Origin of the sequence: Kitasatospora sp. NBC_00315 (assembly GCF_041435095.1) — a bacterium.
Lineage (GTDB): Bacteria > Actinomycetota > Actinomycetes > Streptomycetales > Streptomycetaceae > Kitasatospora.
Window position 1 is genome coordinate 6,484,107 of record NZ_CP108025.1, and the last position, 17,565, is coordinate 6,501,671.

At 74.0% G+C, this 17,565-nt stretch carries 12 protein-coding genes and 3 pseudogenes; 10 read left to right on the top strand and 5 right to left on the bottom strand.

Annotation, left to right across the window (positions count from 1 at the left end; translation table 11 throughout):
* Positions 1 to 173 precede the first annotated feature (173 nt).
* The 4 genes from OG823_RS27060 (at position 174) to OG823_RS27075 (ending at position 7,231) form a co-directional block, all read left to right on the top strand.
* On the top strand, positions 174 to 980 hold the full coding sequence (locus OG823_RS27060; RefSeq protein ID WP_371482574.1) for a hypothetical protein: 807 nt from the start codon (positions 174 to 176) through the stop codon (positions 978 to 980).
* Position 981: 1 nt separating this feature from the next.
* On the top strand, positions 982 to 2,973 hold the full coding sequence (locus tag OG823_RS27065) for a hypothetical protein (RefSeq protein ID WP_371482575.1): 1,992 nt from the start codon (positions 982 to 984) through the stop codon (positions 2,971 to 2,973).
* A gap of 241 nt (positions 2,974 to 3,214) precedes the next feature.
* Positions 3,215 to 6,466 carry an error-prone DNA polymerase gene (locus OG823_RS27070; RefSeq protein ID WP_371482576.1) on the top strand — a complete coding sequence of 1,084 codons (3,252 nt, stop codon included), beginning with the start codon at positions 3,215 to 3,217 and terminating at the stop codon, positions 6,464 to 6,466.
* Positions 6,467 to 6,721: 255 nt separating this feature from the next.
* Positions 6,722 to 7,231, top strand: coding sequence for an SRPBCC family protein (locus OG823_RS27075; RefSeq protein ID WP_371482578.1), 510 nt, complete (start codon positions 6,722 to 6,724; stop codon positions 7,229 to 7,231).
* Between the two features lie 98 nt (positions 7,232 to 7,329).
* On the opposite strand, the gene OG823_RS27080 is transcribed toward OG823_RS27075, so the two are convergent.
* A complete protein-coding gene (locus OG823_RS27080) occupies positions 7,330 to 8,028 on the bottom strand; it encodes an aspartate/glutamate racemase family protein (RefSeq protein ID WP_371482579.1) in 699 nt (232 codons plus the stop codon).
* A 305-nt stretch (positions 8,029 to 8,333) separates the two neighbouring features.
* Here OG823_RS27080 and OG823_RS27085 point away from each other — a divergent pair.
* The 3 genes and pseudogenes from OG823_RS27085 to OG823_RS27095 form a co-directional block, all read left to right on the top strand.
* Positions 8,334 to 9,005 (top strand): annotated as a pseudogene (locus OG823_RS27085) (carboxylesterase family protein); the annotation flags it as partial.
* Between the two features lie 49 nt (positions 9,006 to 9,054).
* Positions 9,055 to 9,312, top strand: a complete 258-nt coding sequence (locus OG823_RS27090) for a hypothetical protein (RefSeq protein ID WP_371482581.1) — start codon at positions 9,055 to 9,057, stop codon at positions 9,310 to 9,312.
* Positions 9,313 to 9,456: 144 nt separating this feature from the next.
* A pseudogene (locus OG823_RS27095) lies at positions 9,457 to 10,074 on the top strand (3-oxoacid CoA-transferase subunit B); the annotation flags it as partial.
* Positions 10,075 to 10,377: 303 nt separating this feature from the next.
* Here the strand turns inward: OG823_RS27095 and OG823_RS27100 are convergent.
* A complete protein-coding gene (locus OG823_RS27100; protein WP_371482583.1) occupies positions 10,378 to 12,093 on the bottom strand; it encodes a cytosine permease in 1,716 nt (571 codons plus the stop codon).
* A gap of 114 nt (positions 12,094 to 12,207) precedes the next feature.
* Here OG823_RS27100 and OG823_RS27105 point away from each other — a divergent pair.
* Positions 12,208 to 12,363: pseudogene (locus tag OG823_RS27105) on the top strand (GNAT family N-acetyltransferase); the annotation flags it as partial.
* 129 nt (positions 12,364 to 12,492) lie between these two features.
* On the opposite strand, the gene OG823_RS27110 reads toward OG823_RS27105, so the two are convergent.
* Positions 12,493 to 13,311 (bottom strand): TIGR03084 family metal-binding protein, encoded by an 819-nt coding sequence (locus OG823_RS27110; RefSeq protein WP_371482584.1) that lies wholly within the window; start codon positions 13,309 to 13,311, stop codon positions 12,493 to 12,495.
* 270 nt (positions 13,312 to 13,581) lie between these two features.
* On the opposite strand from OG823_RS27110, the gene OG823_RS27115 reads away from it, so the two are divergent.
* A complete protein-coding gene (locus OG823_RS27115; RefSeq protein WP_371482585.1) occupies positions 13,582 to 14,370 on the top strand; it encodes a LuxR C-terminal-related transcriptional regulator in 789 nt (262 codons plus the stop codon).
* A gap of 123 nt (positions 14,371 to 14,493) precedes the next feature.
* On the opposite strand, the gene OG823_RS27120 is transcribed toward OG823_RS27115, so the two are convergent.
* The gene (locus tag OG823_RS27120) at positions 14,494 to 16,026 is read right to left on the bottom strand and encodes an AMP-binding protein (protein WP_371482587.1); all 1,533 of its coding nucleotides are present in this window, start codon (positions 16,024 to 16,026) and stop codon (positions 14,494 to 14,496) included.
* Between the two features lie 241 nt (positions 16,027 to 16,267).
* On the opposite strand from OG823_RS27120, the gene OG823_RS27125 reads away from it, so the two are divergent.
* Positions 16,268 to 16,741, top strand: coding sequence for a group II truncated hemoglobin (locus tag OG823_RS27125; protein WP_371482589.1), 474 nt, complete (start codon positions 16,268 to 16,270; stop codon positions 16,739 to 16,741).
* A gap of 41 nt (positions 16,742 to 16,782) precedes the next feature.
* Here the strand turns inward: OG823_RS27125 and OG823_RS27130 are convergent, their stop codons facing one another.
* Positions 16,783 to 17,565 (bottom strand): dioxygenase, encoded by a 783-nt coding sequence (locus tag OG823_RS27130; protein ID WP_371482591.1) that lies wholly within the window; start codon positions 17,563 to 17,565, stop codon positions 16,783 to 16,785.

Here is a 17,565-nt window from a genome sequence, read left to right on the forward strand (position 1 = left end):
GGCGTCCTGCGGGCTCCCGTGCGGGGCCCCGGGGGGTGCGCGGATTCCACGATCAGACGACAGGTGCATCGACACTTTTGCACCTGTCATTGCTGGTCACGTCACACAGGGTGACAGAGGGGGTGGCGGAATCGGACTTGAATCTTTACGAACAGATGTTCGATCCTGGGGGTGTGTCCACTTTCGATTCCGCGCTCCTGCAGCAGACGCTCCGGCCGGCCACCCCGGCCGGGGGCGGCCTGCTGCCGGTGCTGCCCGCCCTGGCTCCGCTGCTCCCCGACGGAGCTCTGCGGCGCGGGAGCGCGGTGTCGGTGCCCGGGGACACCGGGCTGCTGCTCGCGTTGGGCGCCGGCGGAGCCGGGGCCGCCGGGAGCGTCGGGGAGGCGGTGGGCGGCGGGTGGTCCGCCGCAGTGGGGCTCCCCGATCTCGGGCTCGCCGCTGCCGCCGGTTACGGCTTCGACCTGCGCCGACTGCTGGTCGCCGATGATCCGGGCCCGCACTGGGCCGAGGTGGTGTCGGCACTGGCCGGCGCGGTCGGGCTGATCATGCTGCGTCCGGACGGTCCGGTGCCGCCGCAGCTGGCGGCCCGCCTGGCGGCCATCCTGCGGCGCAGCGGCTGCGTGCTGCTGGTGGCCGGGCCCTGGCCGGGCGCCGGGCTGCGGCTCAGCGTCCGGTCCGGTGGCTGGGTCGGACTCGGCGCGGGTCACGGGCAGCTGGCCGGGCGGCAGGTGGAGGTGCTGGCGGAGGGACGCGGTGCGGCAGCGCGCAGCCGTACGGCCCGGCTCTGGCTGCCGGACGAACACGGAGCGGTACGGGCGGTCGAGAGCGGTGCGGCGACCGGCACCGGCCCGGCAGTCGGTACAGGTTCGGCGGGCGCGGGTTCGATGGGCGTGGGTTCGATGGGCGTGGGTTCGGCGGGTGCGGGACCGGGGGAGGGCCTGGCGGCGGGGGCGGTCCCCGAACACCTGGCGGTGGTGTGACATGGCCGGCAGTGAGACGGGGACGCCCCGCGTGCTGGTGGTCTGGTGTCCGGACTGGCCGGTCGTCGCCACCGCACGCTCCGACGCGGACGAGCACCGGCCGGTGGCGGTGGCGGTCGCCGGGCGGGTGCTGGCCTGTTCGGAGCCGGCCAGGGCGGCCGGCGTCCGGCGGGGGCAGCGTCTGCGGCTGGCCCAGCGGCTCTGCCCCGAGCTCGAGCTGCGGGACCGCGACCCGGAGGCGGAGACCCGCCGGTTCGAACCGGTCGTCGCGGCGGTGGAGGCGTTCACTCCCCGGGTGGAGGTGCTGCGACCGGGCCTGTGTGCGATTCCGGTCAAGGGGCCGAGCCGCTACTTCGGTGGCGAGGAGGCACTGACGGCCCGGGTGCACGAGGCGGTGGCGAACGCGCTGGCCCAGGGCTGGGCAGCGGCGGCCGAAGAGCTTCGAGCCGAAAGGGAGCGGGAGACGGATCTCGGGTCCGGCCCGGGCCCGGGCCCGGAGCCGGAGCCGGCAGCCGGGTCGGCGCGGTCGGACACCGAGCCCGCTGACGGCCCCGCTGACGGCCCCGGTGACGGCCTCGGTGACGGGCCCGTCCGGGTTCCCGATCCCGACGACTCCGAGCCAGGGAGCGCCACGCCGGGACGGCCCCGGCTCCGGGTGGTCCGCGCGCCCGACCCGGCCCCGCCGTCTCCTTCCCCCCGTCCTGCCCTTGCCTCTTCTCCCCTTGCCCCTGCCCCTGCCCCTGCCCCGGCCCCGGAGGAGGCTTCACGGACGGTCCCGAGCCCGCCGTCCGGTCCTCCGCTCAGCCGCGTCGGTGTGGCCGACGGGTTGTTCGCCGCCGTGCTGGCGGCTCGGGCCGGCCTGTTCGTGCCGGTCGGGCGGACGGCGGAGTTCCTGGCCCCGTACCCGGTGGCGGCGCTCGGCGACGAGGAGCTGGCCACCCTGCTGGAGCGCCTGGGCATCCCCACCGTGGGGGCGTTCGCCACGCTGCCCGGGCCGGCCGTGGCCGACCGCTTCGGGCCGACCGGGACGGCGGCGCACCGGCTGGCCCGCGGGTTGCAGGCACGCCCACTGGCTCCCCGGCCCGAGGGGCTGGACCTCACCGCCGAACAGCTCTTCGACCCGCCCGAGCTGCTCGCCGAGCCCCTGGTGTTCGTCGCCCGGATGTTGGCCGAGCGGCTGCACGGCATGCTCGGTTCGGTCGGGCTGACCTGTCAGCGGGTGGCCGTCGAGGTGGTCTGCGCCGACGGCCGCACGGTTTCACGGCTGTGGCGGCACGAGGGCCGGTTGTCCGCGACCGCGCTGGCCGAACGGGTGCGCTGGCAGCTCCAGGCCTGGCAGGGCGCCGGGACGTTCGTGGCGTCCGGCGACCGGGCCGTGGCGTCCGACCCCGTCGGCACGCCCGATCCGCTCGGCACGCCCGATCCGGCGGCAGGTTTCGCCGCGCTGCGGCTCGTCCCGGACGGCCTGGTCCCCGATCAGGGCAGGCAGTTGGCGCTCTGGGGCCAGGCCGTCATCGACGACCGGGTGGAGCGCGCGGTGGCCCGGGTGCAAGCGGTGCTCGGACATGCCGGGTTGCGCCGGATCGAGCAGGCCGGCGGCCGGGGGCCGCAGGAGCGGGTCGTCCGGGTGCCCTGGGGCGAGGTGCACGAGCCGTCGGCGCCGGAGGACGCCCCCTGGCCCGGGCGGATCGAGGACCCGCCGCCGCCGGTGGTTCCCCGACGGCCGGTGCCGGTCACGGTGCTGGACGCGCTGGGGCTGCCGGTCTCGGTCGACGGCCGGGCCGGGGTGTCCGCCGCACCGGCCCGGATCACCCTGCAGGGAAGGGAAGTGGAGGTGACCGGCTGGACCGGGCCGTGGCCCTCGGTCGAGTACTGGTGGGATCCGGGCCTCCACCGCCGCCGGGCGCGCTTCCAGGTCGCGGTCGCGGACGGCCGTGCCCTGCTGCTGACCGTGGAAGCCGGCCAGTGGTTCGTGGAGGCCGCCTACGACTGACGGGCCACGACTGACGGGCCACGACCGACGGCCACGACTGACGGGCCACGACGGACGGCCACGGGCCGACCCGGCCCACCGGCACCACCGACACCACCAACACCACCAACACCACCGACACCGACGAAGCAGGAGAACCCGCGACCCACGACCACCGCACACCACAGAACCGGGCCGGGGGGCCACCAGGGCTCGCGACGCGACGATTTTCGACACCCCCCGAGACGGAGCACCACCCGCGATGGGATTCACCAGTCACCCCTCGCTCCCCTGGCAGGAGCTGCACCGGCGCCTGGCCGGCCACCGGCCGCCCGGCCCGGCGGGCGGCGAGGTCGTGCCCCTGCCGCTACGCCGTCCGGAGCAGCCTTCCGGTCCTTCCGGTCCTCCCGATTCCTCCGGCGCGCTCGCGGAGGCGGCGCCCTGGGCCGAACTGCACGTCCACTCGGCCTTCAGCTTTCTGGACGGTGCCAGCGACCCCGAGGCCCTGGTCGCCGAGGCGGCCCGGCTCGGCACCGAGATCATGGCGCTGACCGACCACGACGGCCTGTACGGAGTGGTGCGCTTCGCCGATGCGGCCCGGGAGGCGGGGGTCGGCACGGTCTTCGGCGCCGAGCTGAGCCTCGGCCCGGACGAGCATCTGCTGGTGCTGGCCCGCGACCAGGCCGGGTACCGCCGGCTGTCGTCCGCGATCAGCGCGGCGCAGCTCGCCGGCGGGGTCAAGAACCGTCCGGTGTACGACAGATCCCTCCTCGCCGGGGCGCACGACGGTCACTGGGCGGTGCTCACCGGCTGTCGCAAGGGCCGGGTACGGGCCGCGCTGGACGCCGGTGGAGCCGAGGCCGCCGAGCGCGAACTGCGCTATCTGGAGGAGATGTTCGGCCGTGGAAACGTCTTCGTCGAACTCACCGACCACCGCCTTCCCGGCGACGACCGGCGCAACGACGCGCTGGCCGCGCTGGCCGCCCGGACCGGACTGCCGTCGGTCGCCTCCACCAACGCCCACCATGCCTCGCCCGCCCAGGGACGACTGGCCCAGAGCCTCGCCGCCCTGCACGGCCGCCGCACCCTGCGGGAGGCGGCCGGCTGGACCCAGGCCGCCGGCACCGCCCACCTGCGCTCCGGCCGGGAGATGGCGGCCCGGCTGGCCCGCTACCCGGGCGTCCAACAGGCCACCGTCGAGCTCGCCCGAGCCTGCGCCTTCGACTTCGGCGGCCTGGAGCCCAAGCTGCCGGGCTTCCCGGTGCCCGACGGCCACACCGAGATCAGCCACCTGCGGGCCCTGGTCGCGGAGAGCGGACCGGCTCGCTTCGGCGCCGGGAACGAGGCGGCCCGCAAGCAGCTGCTCCGCGAGCTCGACGTCATCGAAGAGCTCGACCTGGCAGGGTACTTCCTCATCGTCCACGACATCGTGGCCTTCTGCCGGGACACCGGTGTCTGGTGCCAGGGGCGTGGCTCGGCCGCCAACTCGGCGGTCTGCTACGCCCTCGGGATCACCGCCGTCGACCCGATCCGCTACCGGCTGCTGTTCGAACGCTTTCTGAGCGTGGCCCGCGACGGGCCGCCCGACATCGACCTGGACATCGAGAACCGCCGCCGCGAGGAGGTCATCCAGTACGTCTACCGGCGGTACGGGCGCGAGCACGCCGCCCAGGTCGCCAACGTGATCACCTACCGCCCACGGCTCGCCCTGCGCGACGCCGCCCGGGTGCTCGGCTACCCGGCCGGCCAGATCGAGGCGTTCACCCGGCAGAGCGACTTCCACGCCCCACCCGGTGCGGACGCAGTCATCCCGGACGACGTGGTCGCCCTCGCCCGGCAACTGCACGGACTTCCGCGTCACCTGGGCATCCACTCCGGGGGGATGGTGCTCACCCGCGAGCCGATCGGGGAGGTCTGCCCGACCGAGTGGGCCCGGATGCCCGGCCGGTCCGTCCTGCAGTGGGACAAGGACTCGACGGCCGGCGCCGGGCTGGTCAAGATCGACCTGCTCGGCCTCGGCATGCTCGCCGCCCTGCACGACACCAGTGACCTGATCGCCCGCCACCACGGTGAGCGCTACGATCTGGCGAGCATCCCGGACGAGGACGAGGGCGTCTACGCGATGCTCTGCCGGGCCGACACCGTCGGCGTCTTCCAGGTCGAGTCGCGCGCCCAGATGGCCACGCTGCCGCGACTGCGTCCGCGCCACTTCTACGACCTGGTGGTCGAGGTGGCGCTGATCCGGCCCGGGCCGATCCAGGGCGGTTCCGTCCACCCGTACCTGCGCCGTCGGGCCGGGGTCGAGCCGGCCGGCTGTCCGCACCCGCTGATGGAGAACGCGCTCGGCAAGACCCTCGGGGTGCCGCTGTTCCAGGAGCAGATGATGCAACTGGCCATCGACTGCGCCGGATTCACCCCGGCCGAGGCGGACCGGCTGCGCCAGGCGATGGGCTCCAAACGCTCCCACGAACGGGTCGCCCGACTGCGGGAGCGGCTGCTGTCGGGCATGGCGGAGCGCGGTATCCCGCAGGACGTCGCCGAGGACGTCTACACCAAGATCGAGGCCTTCTCCAACTACGGCTTCCCGGAGTCGCACGCCATCAGCTTCGCCTATCTGGTGTACGCCAGCGCCTGGTTCAAGTACCACTACCCGGCGGCCTTCGGATGCGCGCTGCTGGCCAACCAACCCATGGGCTTCTACTCGCCGTTGAGCCTGATCGCCGATGCCCGCCGACACGGTGTGCGGGTCCGTGGGGTGGACGCCAACGCGAGCTCCGCCGGGCCCTCGCTGGAGCCCGACGACGCGCCGCCGCCGCCCCCGCCGATCACCGCCGGCCATCCGCAGCCCGCGATCCGCCTCGGCCTGGACACCGTACGCGGCATCGGCGCCCCGCAGGCCGAGGCGATCGCGGCCGGGCAGCCGTACGCCGACCTGGAGGACTTCGCCCGCCGCACCGGACTGCCCGCCCCCGCGCTGGAGGCACTGGCCACCGCCGGGGCCTTCGGATGCTTCGGCCTGACCCGGCGCCAGGCTCTGTGGTCCGCAGGCGCACTCGCCGGAAGCAGCGCCGGTACTCTCCCCGGCACCACCCCCGGCACCACGGCGCCCCCGCTGCCCGCGATGACTCCCGTCGAGGAGACCATCGCCGACCTCTGGGCCACCGGCGCCTCCGCCACCAGCCACCCCATGCAGCACCTGCGTGCCGCCCTGGATCACGGCGGCGCACTGTGCGCCGCCGAACTGCTGACCACGGCGCCGGGCACCCCGGTCGTGGTCGGGGGACTGGTGACGCACCGTCAACGACCGCCCACAGCAGGCGGAGTGCTCTTCATCAGCCTGGAGGACGAGACCGGTCTGATCAACGTCATCTGCAGCCGCCCGGTCTGGGAGTCGCAGCGCCGTACCGCGCTCGACCGGGCGGGTCTGCTCATCCACGGCCACGTCGAACGCGACCACGGCGCCACCAACCTGGTCGCCACCCGGCTGACTCCGCTGCGGATCGGGGTGGGCTGAGGACGGCCGCGCTCAGCGGCCCGGCCGCCCCTGCCGGGCGCTCGCGGGTGCCGGGGGTGCCGGGGTGCGTCGGGGCCGGGGCCGGGGCGGGGGTGGCAGGCGCGCGGCCGCCCGGAGCCGTTGGACGCGACGCCGATCGCCGTCGCACACTGACGGTCCGTCCGTACGGTGCGCCGCCGCCGTCGGACGACTCCGGTGCAGCGGTCCGGGGTACCGCCGACGGCGCGCAGCGGGTACCGACGAACGGAGATGACCATGGACGACCTCGTCACGGGTGCCACCACCGAGGTGGAGCTGACCGTGGATCTGCCGCCCGAGCAGCTCTGGGACCTGGTGAGCGACGTGACCCGGATCGGCGAGTGGAGCCCGGAGTGCGTCGGGGCCCACTGGACACGGCGGGAGGGTGACAGGCCGCGTGCGGGGGACCGCTTCCGGGCACGCAACGAGTACCGCGACGGTTTCGTCGCGACCGTCGAGTGCGTGGTCACCGAGGCGGACCGGCCGTCCGTGTTCGCCTGGGTGGTGCTCGACGACGACGGGGTCGTCGACCGGCCCGGCTCGCTCTGGCGCTACGGGTTGCGGCCGGCCGGCGGGGGGACCACCGTGACCCACACGTTCGTCCACGGCCCCGGGCTGACCGGCCTGCGGGTCGGTTCGGAGCGAAGCCCCGGCCGGGCGGACGACGTGGTCACCGGCCGGCTCGCCGAGCTGCGGCGGAACATGGCGGCCACGCTGCGCGCGATGACCTGCGCGGCCGGCGGATGACGGTCGGCCGGGTGCCGCAGGCAGGCGTGGCGGTACGGGCTCCGAGCGGCACCGCAACCTGGTCTGCGCTCGGCAGCTGTCGTCGGGGCGGTGCGGGACTACCGCTGCCGGTCCAGGGCGGCGGCGACGGCGGCCTCGGCGTGCAGCCGGGTGGTGGGGAACACCGGGACGGGGCTGTCCTCCGGGCGGACGAGCAGTTCGATCTCGGTGCAGCCGAGCACGATCCCCTCGGCGCCCGCCACCACCAGCTCGTCGATGACGGCGCGGTAGGCGGCGCGGGAGTCCTCACGGACGATGCCGAGACAGAGCTCCTGGTAGATCACCCGGTGGACGACGGCCCGGGAGCCGGCCTCCGGCACCAGGACGTCGAGGCCGTGGCCGGCCAGCCTGCCCCGGTAGAAGTCCTGCTCCATCGTGAACGCGGTGCCCAGCAGGCCGACGCGCCGAAGGCCCGCCGCACGGACGGCCGCCGCGGTGGTGTCGGCGAGGTGCAGCAGCGGGACGGTGACCGCGGCGGCGACCTGGTCGGCGACCTTGTGCATGGTGTTCGTACAGATCAGCACCAGCTCGGCGCCGGCTGCCTCCAGTGACCGCGCGGCGCCGGCGAGGATCTCGCCGGCCTCCTCCCAGCGGGCCTCGCTCTGCAGCCGCTCGATCTCGGCGAAGTCGACCGAGTACAGCACGCACTTCGCCGAGTGCAGCCCGCCGAGCCGCTCACGGACCAGCTCGTTGAGGAGGCGGTAGTACTCCGCCGTGGACTCCCAGCTCATGCCGCCGATCAGGCCGATGGTCTTCATCCGCCCACCCTAGGCCGCACCGGTCCGGCCGGACCGGACCGGGCGTACCGAACAGGCCGGACCGGACCGTGCGGGGAGTCGTAGCCGAGCGTCGGTCGTCGGAACGGGTGGTCAGGTGGGTCTCGGGTTGGGCCTCGCGGTCCGCGAAGCGCTCGGTGACCGACGTGCGTCGGCTCCGTCGGGGAAATCGGCGTGCCACTCAATGAGACCGCCCCGAACAGGGCGGAGGAAGATCTTCTAGTGTCTCAACTCCCGGTCACTGTGCGGTCGTTCGCGTAGTGATCCCCCCACCCTGGGAGTCATGCATGCAACAACGAACACGATGGGCGAGCGTTCCGGCCGCAGGTCTGGCCCTGTCGCTGGTGACGGCGGCGGCGGTGACGCTGAGCCCGGTCTCCGCGTCGGCGCTGCCGTCGGGCGTGGCCGTGACGGACGCCGGCCTCGTCCAAGGGGCGGCGCCGGACGCGAACGGCGTGACCGCCTACAAGGGCATCCCCTACGCCGCCGCGCCGGTGGGTCCGCTCCGCTGGAAGGCACCCCGGCCGGCGCCGGCCTGGAAGGACGTGCGTCCGGCCGACGCCTTCGGGCCGGCCTGCTGGGGCACCCAGCAGCCGGGCGCACCGTCGGTGGCGATGAGCGAGGACTGCCTGACGCTCAACGTCTGGCAGCCACCCCGGCGGCTGGGCCCGCCGAAAGCCGTCATGGTCCGGCTCCACGGCGGAGGGTTCCAGTTCGGCTCCTCCGCCGATCCCAAGTACGACGGGGCAGCGCTGGCCGCCAGGGGCGTGGAGGTCGTCAGCCTGAACTACCGGTTGGGAGTCTTCGGCTTCCTGGCGCAGCCGGAGCTCGACCGGGAGGCGGGAAGCTCCGGCGGCTTCGGCCTGCAGGACCAGATCGCCGCCCTGCGCTGGGTGCAGCGCAACATCGCCGCGTTCGGCGGTGACCCGGGGAACGTCACGCTCTTCGGACAGTCCGCCGGTGCCCACGCGGTCGGCATGCTGATGGCGTCCCCGCAGACGTACGGCCTTGGTCATCGACGTCTCCGGCTACGCCGCCGCGCACCGCCCCGCGACCACCCCGTGGGCGTCGGAACTGGCCGCCCACGGAATCGCCGTGGCCGCCGTCCGCGCCCGCCGCACCCCCCGGCACGACCACGCACTGCGCGACCTGCGCGCCCTCGTACGCCTCCTGCGGACGAACGCCACCGCCTTCGGCCCCGCCACCGAGCGGATCGGCCTGTTCGGCCATGCCGACGGTGCCTACCTGGCGGCCCTTGCCGCCTAGAGCACGGTCGACAGCCGGGCCCAGGTCCAGGCGGTGGCCGGAGTCGGCGGCTCCTGGGGCATGGAAACCGCCCCCCGCCCAGGTCACCGCCAAGGACATCGAGCGGCGGACGACGTCCCGGCCCACCACGGAGGTGCACGCCTGATGCCCTGGACCCGCGACCGGATGGCCGCCCGGGCGGCCGCCGAACTCGCCGACGGGACGTACGTCAACCTCGGCATCGGCCTGCCCGCCCTGATCCCCAACCACCTGCCGGACGGCGTCCACGTCGTCCTGCAGTCGGAGAACGGCATCCTCGGCACCGGCCCCTGCCCCGCCGAGCACGAGGTCGACCCCGACCTGATCAACGCGGGCAAGGAGACCGTCACCGTGCTGCCCGGCGCGTCCTTCTTCGACTCGGCCCTGTCCTTCGGCATGATCCGCGGCGGCCACATCGACACCGCGGTGCTCGGCGCCATGCAGGTCTCCGCCGCCGGTGACCTGGCCAACTGGATGGTCCCCGGCAGGATGGTCAAGGGCATGGGCGGCGCGATGGACCTCGTCCACGGCGCCCGCCGTGTCATCGTCCTGATGGAGCACACCGCCAAGGGCGGCACCCCCAAGATCGTCCGGGAGTGCACCCTGCCGCTCACCGGCCGGGCCTGTGTCCACCGCGTCATCACCGACCTCGCCGTCCTGGACGTCACCCCCGACGGCCTCGTCCTGGTCGAGACCGCACCCGGTACGACCGTCGAGGAGGTCCTCGCCCGCACCGACGCACCCCCCTGCACACCGCCACGCACGCCGGCGCGCCGACGGCTGCCCGCTGAACCACCACCCACCCTCACCGGCCGGTCCGGCGACAGCGCGCCTGCCATGCCGCCGGGCCGGCCCCCCGCACTCCACCCCGGCCGCACCGTCCATCCGAGGTTGCCCTGCCTCGCGGCCGGGGTGGACCCGTCGGCGCCCCGCTCGTCCGGCACCGGCCGGACGGCTGACCGGCACCGCCGCCTCGCCGGGGCACGGCCCGACCGCCGTGCCCCGGCGTCGGCCGCCCCACGACCCCGGTCGCGGGGCGGCCGACGCTCACTCCCGCACGGTCGGCAGGCCGATCAGCACCGGCCCGCCGGCGGCGGCTCCCCTGGTGCAGGCGTCGTGGCACTCGGCGTCCAGACTGCAGCAGAGCGAGCAGATGGTGCCCGCGTGGAAGGGGCAGTGTGCGGTGTCCGGCACCTCGTAGGAGCCGGCGCAGACGGTGCACTCGCGGGTGGCCGTGATGTCGGCGTCCTCACCGAGGCCGCCGTCCGCGTGACCGGCGTCGGGGTTGGGGCGGGCCAGGTAGTAGCGGCCCTGGGTGGCCCAGGCGATCAGCGGGCTGCAGGCCATCGCGAGGACGAGCGCGATGAACGGGCTGAACGCCTTGGCGTACTCGCCGAACCAGCCGAAGAAGGCGGCGATCGACACGGCGGCCGCGATGCACATCGCCCCGAAGCCGGCCGGGTTGACCGGGTGCAGGTAGGCACGCTTGAACTCGATGTACTTCGGGCTGAGGCCGAGCGGCTTGTTGATCACGAGATCGGCGGTGACGGCGCCGATCCACGCGATCGCGACGTTGGAGTAGAAGCCCAGCAGCGAGTTCAGCGCGCTGAACATGTTCATCTCCATCAGCAGCAACGCGATGCCGCAGTTGAGGAAGATGTACCAGACGCGGCCCGGATGCCGGTGGGTGAGCCGGGAGAAGAAGTTGGACCAGGAGAGCGAGCCCGAGTAGGCGTTGGTCGAGTTGATCTTCACCTGTGAGACGATCACGAACAGCCCCGCCAGTGGCAGGGCCGCCGAGCCGAACCAGGGCCGCAGCGCTTCGACGTACGGGGCGATCGGCTCCAGTGCCCGGGCGTTGCCGACCACCGCCAGAGCGCTGAACGCCAGCAGTGCGCCGCCGAGTTGCTTGAGCGCGCCGATCACCACCCAGCCGGGGCCGGCGGCGAGCACCGCGAAGTCCCAGCGGCGGGCGTTGGCGGCCGTCCGGCGGGGCATGAAGCGCAGGTAGTCGGCCTGCTCGCCGATCTGGGCGATCAGCGAGAGCGCCACGCCGGTGCCGAGACCGAAGCCCAGCAGGGTGAAGCCCGAGCCGACACCGGCCGTGCCGCCGAAGTGGGTGAAGGCCCCGAAGGTGCTCGGGGAGTGCACGGCCAGGATGACGAACGGTCCGACCAGGCCCACCAGCCACAGCGGTTGGGTCCACGCCTGGAGCTTGGCGATCCAGGTCATACCCCTGAACACCACCGGAATGACGATCAGCGTGGTGATCAGATAGCCGAGCGGGAGTGGGATGTGCAGGACCTCGTGGAAGGCCTGCGCCATGATCGAGCCCTCGAGGGCGAAGAAGATGAAGGTGAAGCTCGCGTAGACGAGCGAGGTGAGGGTGGAGCCGAAGTAGCCGAACCCGGAGCCGCGGGTCAGCAGATCCATGTCCACGCCGTTGGCCGCGCAGGCCCGTGCGATCGGGATGCCGGTCAGGAAGATCACCACCGCGGCGGCCAGGATCGCGGCGAGCGCGTTGGTGAACCCGTACGACATCACGATCCCGGCGCCGATCGCGTAGTCCGCGAGGTAGGCGATGCCGCCGAGCGCGGTCGAGGCGACGGACAGCGGGGACCACCGGCGGAACGAGTGCGGCGCGTACCTCAGCGAGTAGTCCTCCAGGCTCTCGTCGGCGGCCGACTTGGCGTACGAGCGACGTGGCGCGACGGAGGGGCTCGGCGCCGTACCGGGCGTGGGCGGACTGGTGGTGTCGGTCATCACCGCTCCTACGGATCGAGGCGTGTGAGCGGTGACGCTAGGCAGGGCGTGTGAAGTACGCGGTGCCCGGACCGTTACGGCGCGGTAACCGGCCGTCACATGGACGGTCGGCCCAAAACGGTCGCGGACAACGCCGCGATGCTGCGCTCCGCCGAGCGCAACGGCTTCGTCCGCGAGGGCGTGCCGCGCTCCTCGGCGTGGGTGATGGGCGAGTTCCTGGACGAGGTGCTGCTCGGGCTCCTCGTCCAGGACCGGACGTCGGCCCCGGTGGTCTGGCCCCCGCCCGGGGCCGCGCGCCCGGCGTCGCGCCCGGGGCCGCCCGCCCGGCGCCCGGCCCGCCGTCCCGTCCGCCGTCCTGCCAGGCGTCGCGGCCGGACGAGGACGGCGGCGAGGTGGCGGTCAGAACGGCTGGTGCTCCGCCGCCGGGGGTGCCGAGCCCGGCTCGCGCCCCTTGCCCGGCGCGCCCGCGAAGGCCTGCGCGATCGGCAGCCAGGCGAGCGCCGACGGGCCCGAGGCCACCAGCGCGACATCGTCCCGGTGGCGCCGCTGGGTGACCAGCTGGCAGAAGTCCAGCGCCGGTCCGGTGATCCGGTCGGGCGCGTCCTCGGGGCCCCAGGCCCAGAGCTCCCCGTCCGGTCCGGTCAGCTCCACCCGGATCGGTGTCTGCGGCGCCGGCAGCCCGTGCAGGCCGAAGGCGAATCCCATGGTGCGCACGCCCAGGTGGGCCACGTGGCGCAGGCGCGCCGTCGGGGCACGGGTCGCACCCAGGGCGTCGGCCACGTCCTGCCCGTGCGCCCAGGTCTCCATCAGCCGGGCCGTGGCCAGTGAGGCGGGCTTCATCGGCGGCCCGAACCAGGGCAGCCGGACGTCCGACGGCGCGGCCTCCAGAGCGGCCAGCAGCTGATCGCGCCCGGTCCGCCAGCGTGAGAGCAGTTCGTCCGGAGCCAGGGCGGCTCCGGCGGCGGCTCCCTCCTCCACCGGGTCGGTGCCGGGGGAGAAGGACCGTTCGACCACCGAGGTGAAGTCCTCCGGCTCCCGGGCGGACAGCGCCGCCCAGTCGTCGGTCCAGGCCAGGTGGGCGATCTGGTGGGCGATCGTCCAGCCCTCGGCCGGTGTGGGCCGGGCCCAGTCGGCCGGGTCGAGCCGGGCCACCAGCGCGTCCAGCTCGGTGTTCTCGGCCCGTAGGTCGGCCAGCAGGCCGTCCAGGGTGGTGGTCATCGTCGTCTCCCGCTCGTTCACCAGGTACTGCCGGGAATTGCCGGGTGCGCCGGGGCCGCGTCCGGAGCCTCGGACCCGGCGCCGGCCCGCCGTCGCCACCGGGTCACCGATGGGGACCGTGCGCGGGGCCACGGACGGAAGCCCATGGACGAACACCCCGGACGCAGACTACGGGCGCCGACCGGGGGTTCGGGCACGAACGCGGAACAGGCCGGCAACACGTGCGGCACGGACCTCGCCGACGGCCCCCGCTCATGTGACAATCGCGCGATGAGATGGGCTGCGGACACCCCCACCCGGGCGGCCGGCGGCGCCGACACCCGGGCCGCCGAACTGGTCAGGGCCGCCGTGCTGGCCGACCTCGCCCGCCGCGTGGTCGCGGACTGCGGCGCCGACGTCGGGCTCGTCGGCGTCCCCGATCCGGGCCACCGGTCCGGCCCCGCCGGTCGAAGAACCGCCGGAGCCGCCGGCGAGGGCCCGGCGGGGATGGTGCTGCGGCACTGGGCCGGCACCCGGGCGGCCCTGCTGCACGACCTGGCGGTCCCGAGCGGGTCGGGCCTGGGCGGGAAGGCACTGGCCGAGCGCGCCCCGACCTGGGTGTCCGACTACCGGGCCGCCACCACCATCTCGCACGACCACGACGCGGCCGTGAGCGCCGAGGACCTCTACGCGATGCTCACCGTGCCGCTGCTGCACGACGGCATCGTGCACGGCGTGGTGTACGCCTCGCTGCGTACCGTCGTCCCGTTCGGCGACGTGCGCATCCGCAAGGTCACCGAACTCGCCGCGACCGCCACCCGCGCCCTCGCCAGGGCCGCCGCCTGGACGGCTCCGGCGGTGGCGGGCCCTGTCCTCCAGGGCGTCGCCGCTCTGACCCCGCGTGAGCACGAGGTGCTCCGCTGGGTGGCGACCGGCCGTACCAACCCGGAGATCGCCGCCCAGCTCGGCCTCACCTGCAACACGGTGACCGGCTACCTGAAGAGCGCGATGCACAAGCTCGGCGTCCGCAACCGGGTGGAACTCGCCCTGATCGCCAGGGAGTCCGGGCTGACCGACTGACCGGCTGACCGGTCGGGCGGCCGGGCGGCCGGGCGAAGGGTGCTCCGGGGTCGGTCGCCCGTCCACGCGGGCCCGTCCACGCGGGCCCGGGCGTGGGGTGACCTGCACGCGTTTCGTCCGGGTTCAGTTCACTCCGCGCTCGCGGCCCGTCCAGTACGGCTCGCGGAGCCGGAACTTCTGCAGCTTCCCGGTCGTGGTCCGCGCCAGCACGTCCCGGAACTCCACCGAGGTGGGGGACTTGTAGCCGGCCAGTCGCTGCTTGCAGTGCGCGATGAGGTCCGCCTCGCTCGCGGTGCGCCCCGGCTTGAGGACCACCAGTGCCTTGACCGTCTCGCCCCACTTCTCGTCGGGTACGCCGATCACCGCGACCTCGGCGACGGCCGGGTGGTCGTAGAGGCAGTCCTCCACCTCGATCGAGGAGACGTTCTCGCCGCCGCTGATGATGACGTCCTTCTTCCGGTCGGAGATGGTGAGGTAGCCCTCCGTCAGGGTGCCGCCGTCACCGGTGCGGAACCAGCCGTCCCGGATCGCCTCGGCGGTCTCCTTCGGCTGCCGCCAGTAGCCCTCCAGCACGGTGTTGGAGCGCAGCAGCACCTCGCCCCCGTCGTCCACCCGTACCTGGCTGCCCAGGGCCGGCGCTCCCGCCTGGACCAGCTTCTCGGCGCGCTCGGCGGCCGGCAGCTCGTCCCACTCGGCACGGGTGCGGTTGACCGTCGCGAGCGGAGAGGTCTCGGTCAGGCCGTAGATCTGCATGAACTCCCAACCGAGTTCGGCCTCGATGCGCTGCACCACCGAGGTGGGCGGCGGCGCGCCGGCCACGATGATCCGCACCCGGTCCCGGCCGGGGATCGGGCCGTCCCAGTCGGCGGCGGCCTCCAGCACCATGGTGATGACGGCGGGCGCACCGCACAGGAACGTCACCCCGTGCCGCTCCACCCGGCGAAGGATCTCCGCGCCGTCCACCTTGCGCAGCACGATGTGCTGCGCGCCGAGGCCGGTCAGGGCGAACGGCAGGCCCCAGCCGTTGGCGTGGAACATCGGCAGGGTGTGCAGGTAGACGTCCCGGTCGCTCGCGCCGAAGTGCAGGCCCATCAGCACCGCGTTGAGCCAGATGTTGCGGTGGGTGAGCTGAACGCCCTTGGGACGGGCGGTGGTTCCGCTGGTGTAGTTGATGGTGGCGGTGTCGGACTCGGCGATCTCGACGCGCTGTGGCGCGTTGTCGAAGTCGTACAGCACGGCGTCGCTCTCGGCGCCGATCACGAACGTGTGCCGCGCCTTCACCCCGGCCAGCGAGTCGGCGAGTTCGGGATCGACCAGCAGGACGGACGCGCCGCTCTGCTCGACGATGTACGAGACCTCCTCGGCGCGGAGGCGGAAGTTGACCGGCACCAGCACCCGGCCGTGTCCGCTGACGCCGAACAGCGAGGTCATCAGCCGAGCCGAGTTGTGCGAGACGATCGCGACCCGCTCACCGGGGCCGACACCGAGCCGGTCCAGGCCCGCCGCCTGGGCACGGGCGAGTTCCGCCACCCGGCGGTAGCCGAGCTCGCCCCAGGACGGGGCCGGCTGCACCGGTTCGTCGACGATCCCGACCCGGTCGCCGTAGACCAGCTCGGCCCGGTCGAGGAAGTCCATCACGGAGAGTGGAGTCTGCATGACCCCACTCTGCTACCGGCCCGGCCCGTTGCACACCCCCGATCGGGGGTGTCGTCGCCGGCTCGGCCGCTCGGTTCGCCGGTTCGCCCGTGCGTCCCGGTGCCCGGCGCCCGGTGCACCGCGCGGCTCGGCCGCCGACGCTCCGGAAACGGTGCGCCGAGCGCAGGCCCGGCCGGGACACTAGCCTGGAACCGGTCGGCGGGCCCGGGACCGGCAGGCCCGGCGGAGTCAGGAGGCGCGCATGCCCGTGGAGAGCGGCCGCACCGAGAGCCTGTACGACGCCATCGGCGGTACGGAGGCGCTCCGGCGCCTGAGCAGCACCTTCTACGACGCGGTCCTGGCCGATCCGCTGCTGGCCCCCGTCTTCGCCGGCTTCACCCGGACGCACACCGAGCACGTCGCGGTCTGGCTCGCCGAGATCTTCGGTGGCCCCGCCCGGTTCACCGCCGAACTCGGCGGACACCAGGCCCTGTTGCGTTCGCACCTGGGCCTGTCCATCACCGAGGGCCAGCGGGCCCGCTGGATGGAGCTGATGGCCGGGGCGGTCGAGCGGGAGCTCCCGGCGGACGCGCTGTTGCGACGGCGCGTCCTGGAGTACTTCGACTGGGGCACCAGGATCGCCCGGGACGTCTCGACCTCACCGGCGGGCGAGGACCTCGGCGACCCGGGCCCCACCCCGCGCTGGGGCTGGGACGGCCTGGTGGGCGGCGCCTGACGGCGGCGGCCTCCCGCCCGCAACGCCCGCCGCCGGGGCCCTCAGCCCAGCTGGAGGGAGCGCTTGGCGAGGCCCATCCAGAAGCCGTCGATCACGCTTCGCTGGGTGGCGAGGTCGGCCTCGCCGGCGCCGAGGGTGACGAACAGCGGGGCGAAGTGCTCGGTGCGCGGGTGGGCGAGCCGGCCGGCCGGCGCCTTGCGCTCGAAGTCGAGCAGGGCGTCCAGATCGTGGGCCTCCAGCGCGCGCCTGCCCCAGTCGTCGAACTCCGCCATCACGGACGGGACGGTGCCGTCCGGACTGATCGCGCGCAGGTTGTGCGTGAAGAACCCGCTGCCGACGATCAGGACGCCCTCGTCGCGCAGCGGAGCGAGCCGGCGGCCGATCTCCATCAACCGCTGCGGGTCGAGGGTGGGCATGGAGACCTGGAGGACGGGGATGTCGGCGCCGGGGTACATCTCCACCAGCGGCACGTACGCGCCGTGGTCCAGGCCCCGGTCGGGGACGTCCTGCACGGGGGTGCCGGGCGCGCGCAGCAGCTTGCGCACGCTGTCGGCGAGCTCCGGAGCGCCGGGGGCGGCGTACGTCACCTCGTAGTAGTGCTGCGGGAAGCCCCAGAAGTCGTACACCAGCGGGATCGTGGTGGTGGCGCCGAGGGCGAGCGGGGCCTCCTCCCAGTGCGCGGAGACCATCAGGATCGCTTTCGGGCGGGGCAGGCCGGCCGACCAGGCGGCGAGTTCGCCGGGCCAGACCGGGTCGTCGGCGAGTGGCGGTGCGCCGTGCGACAGGTAGAGGGCGGGCATGCGCTCGGGGGCTGTGGTGCTCAT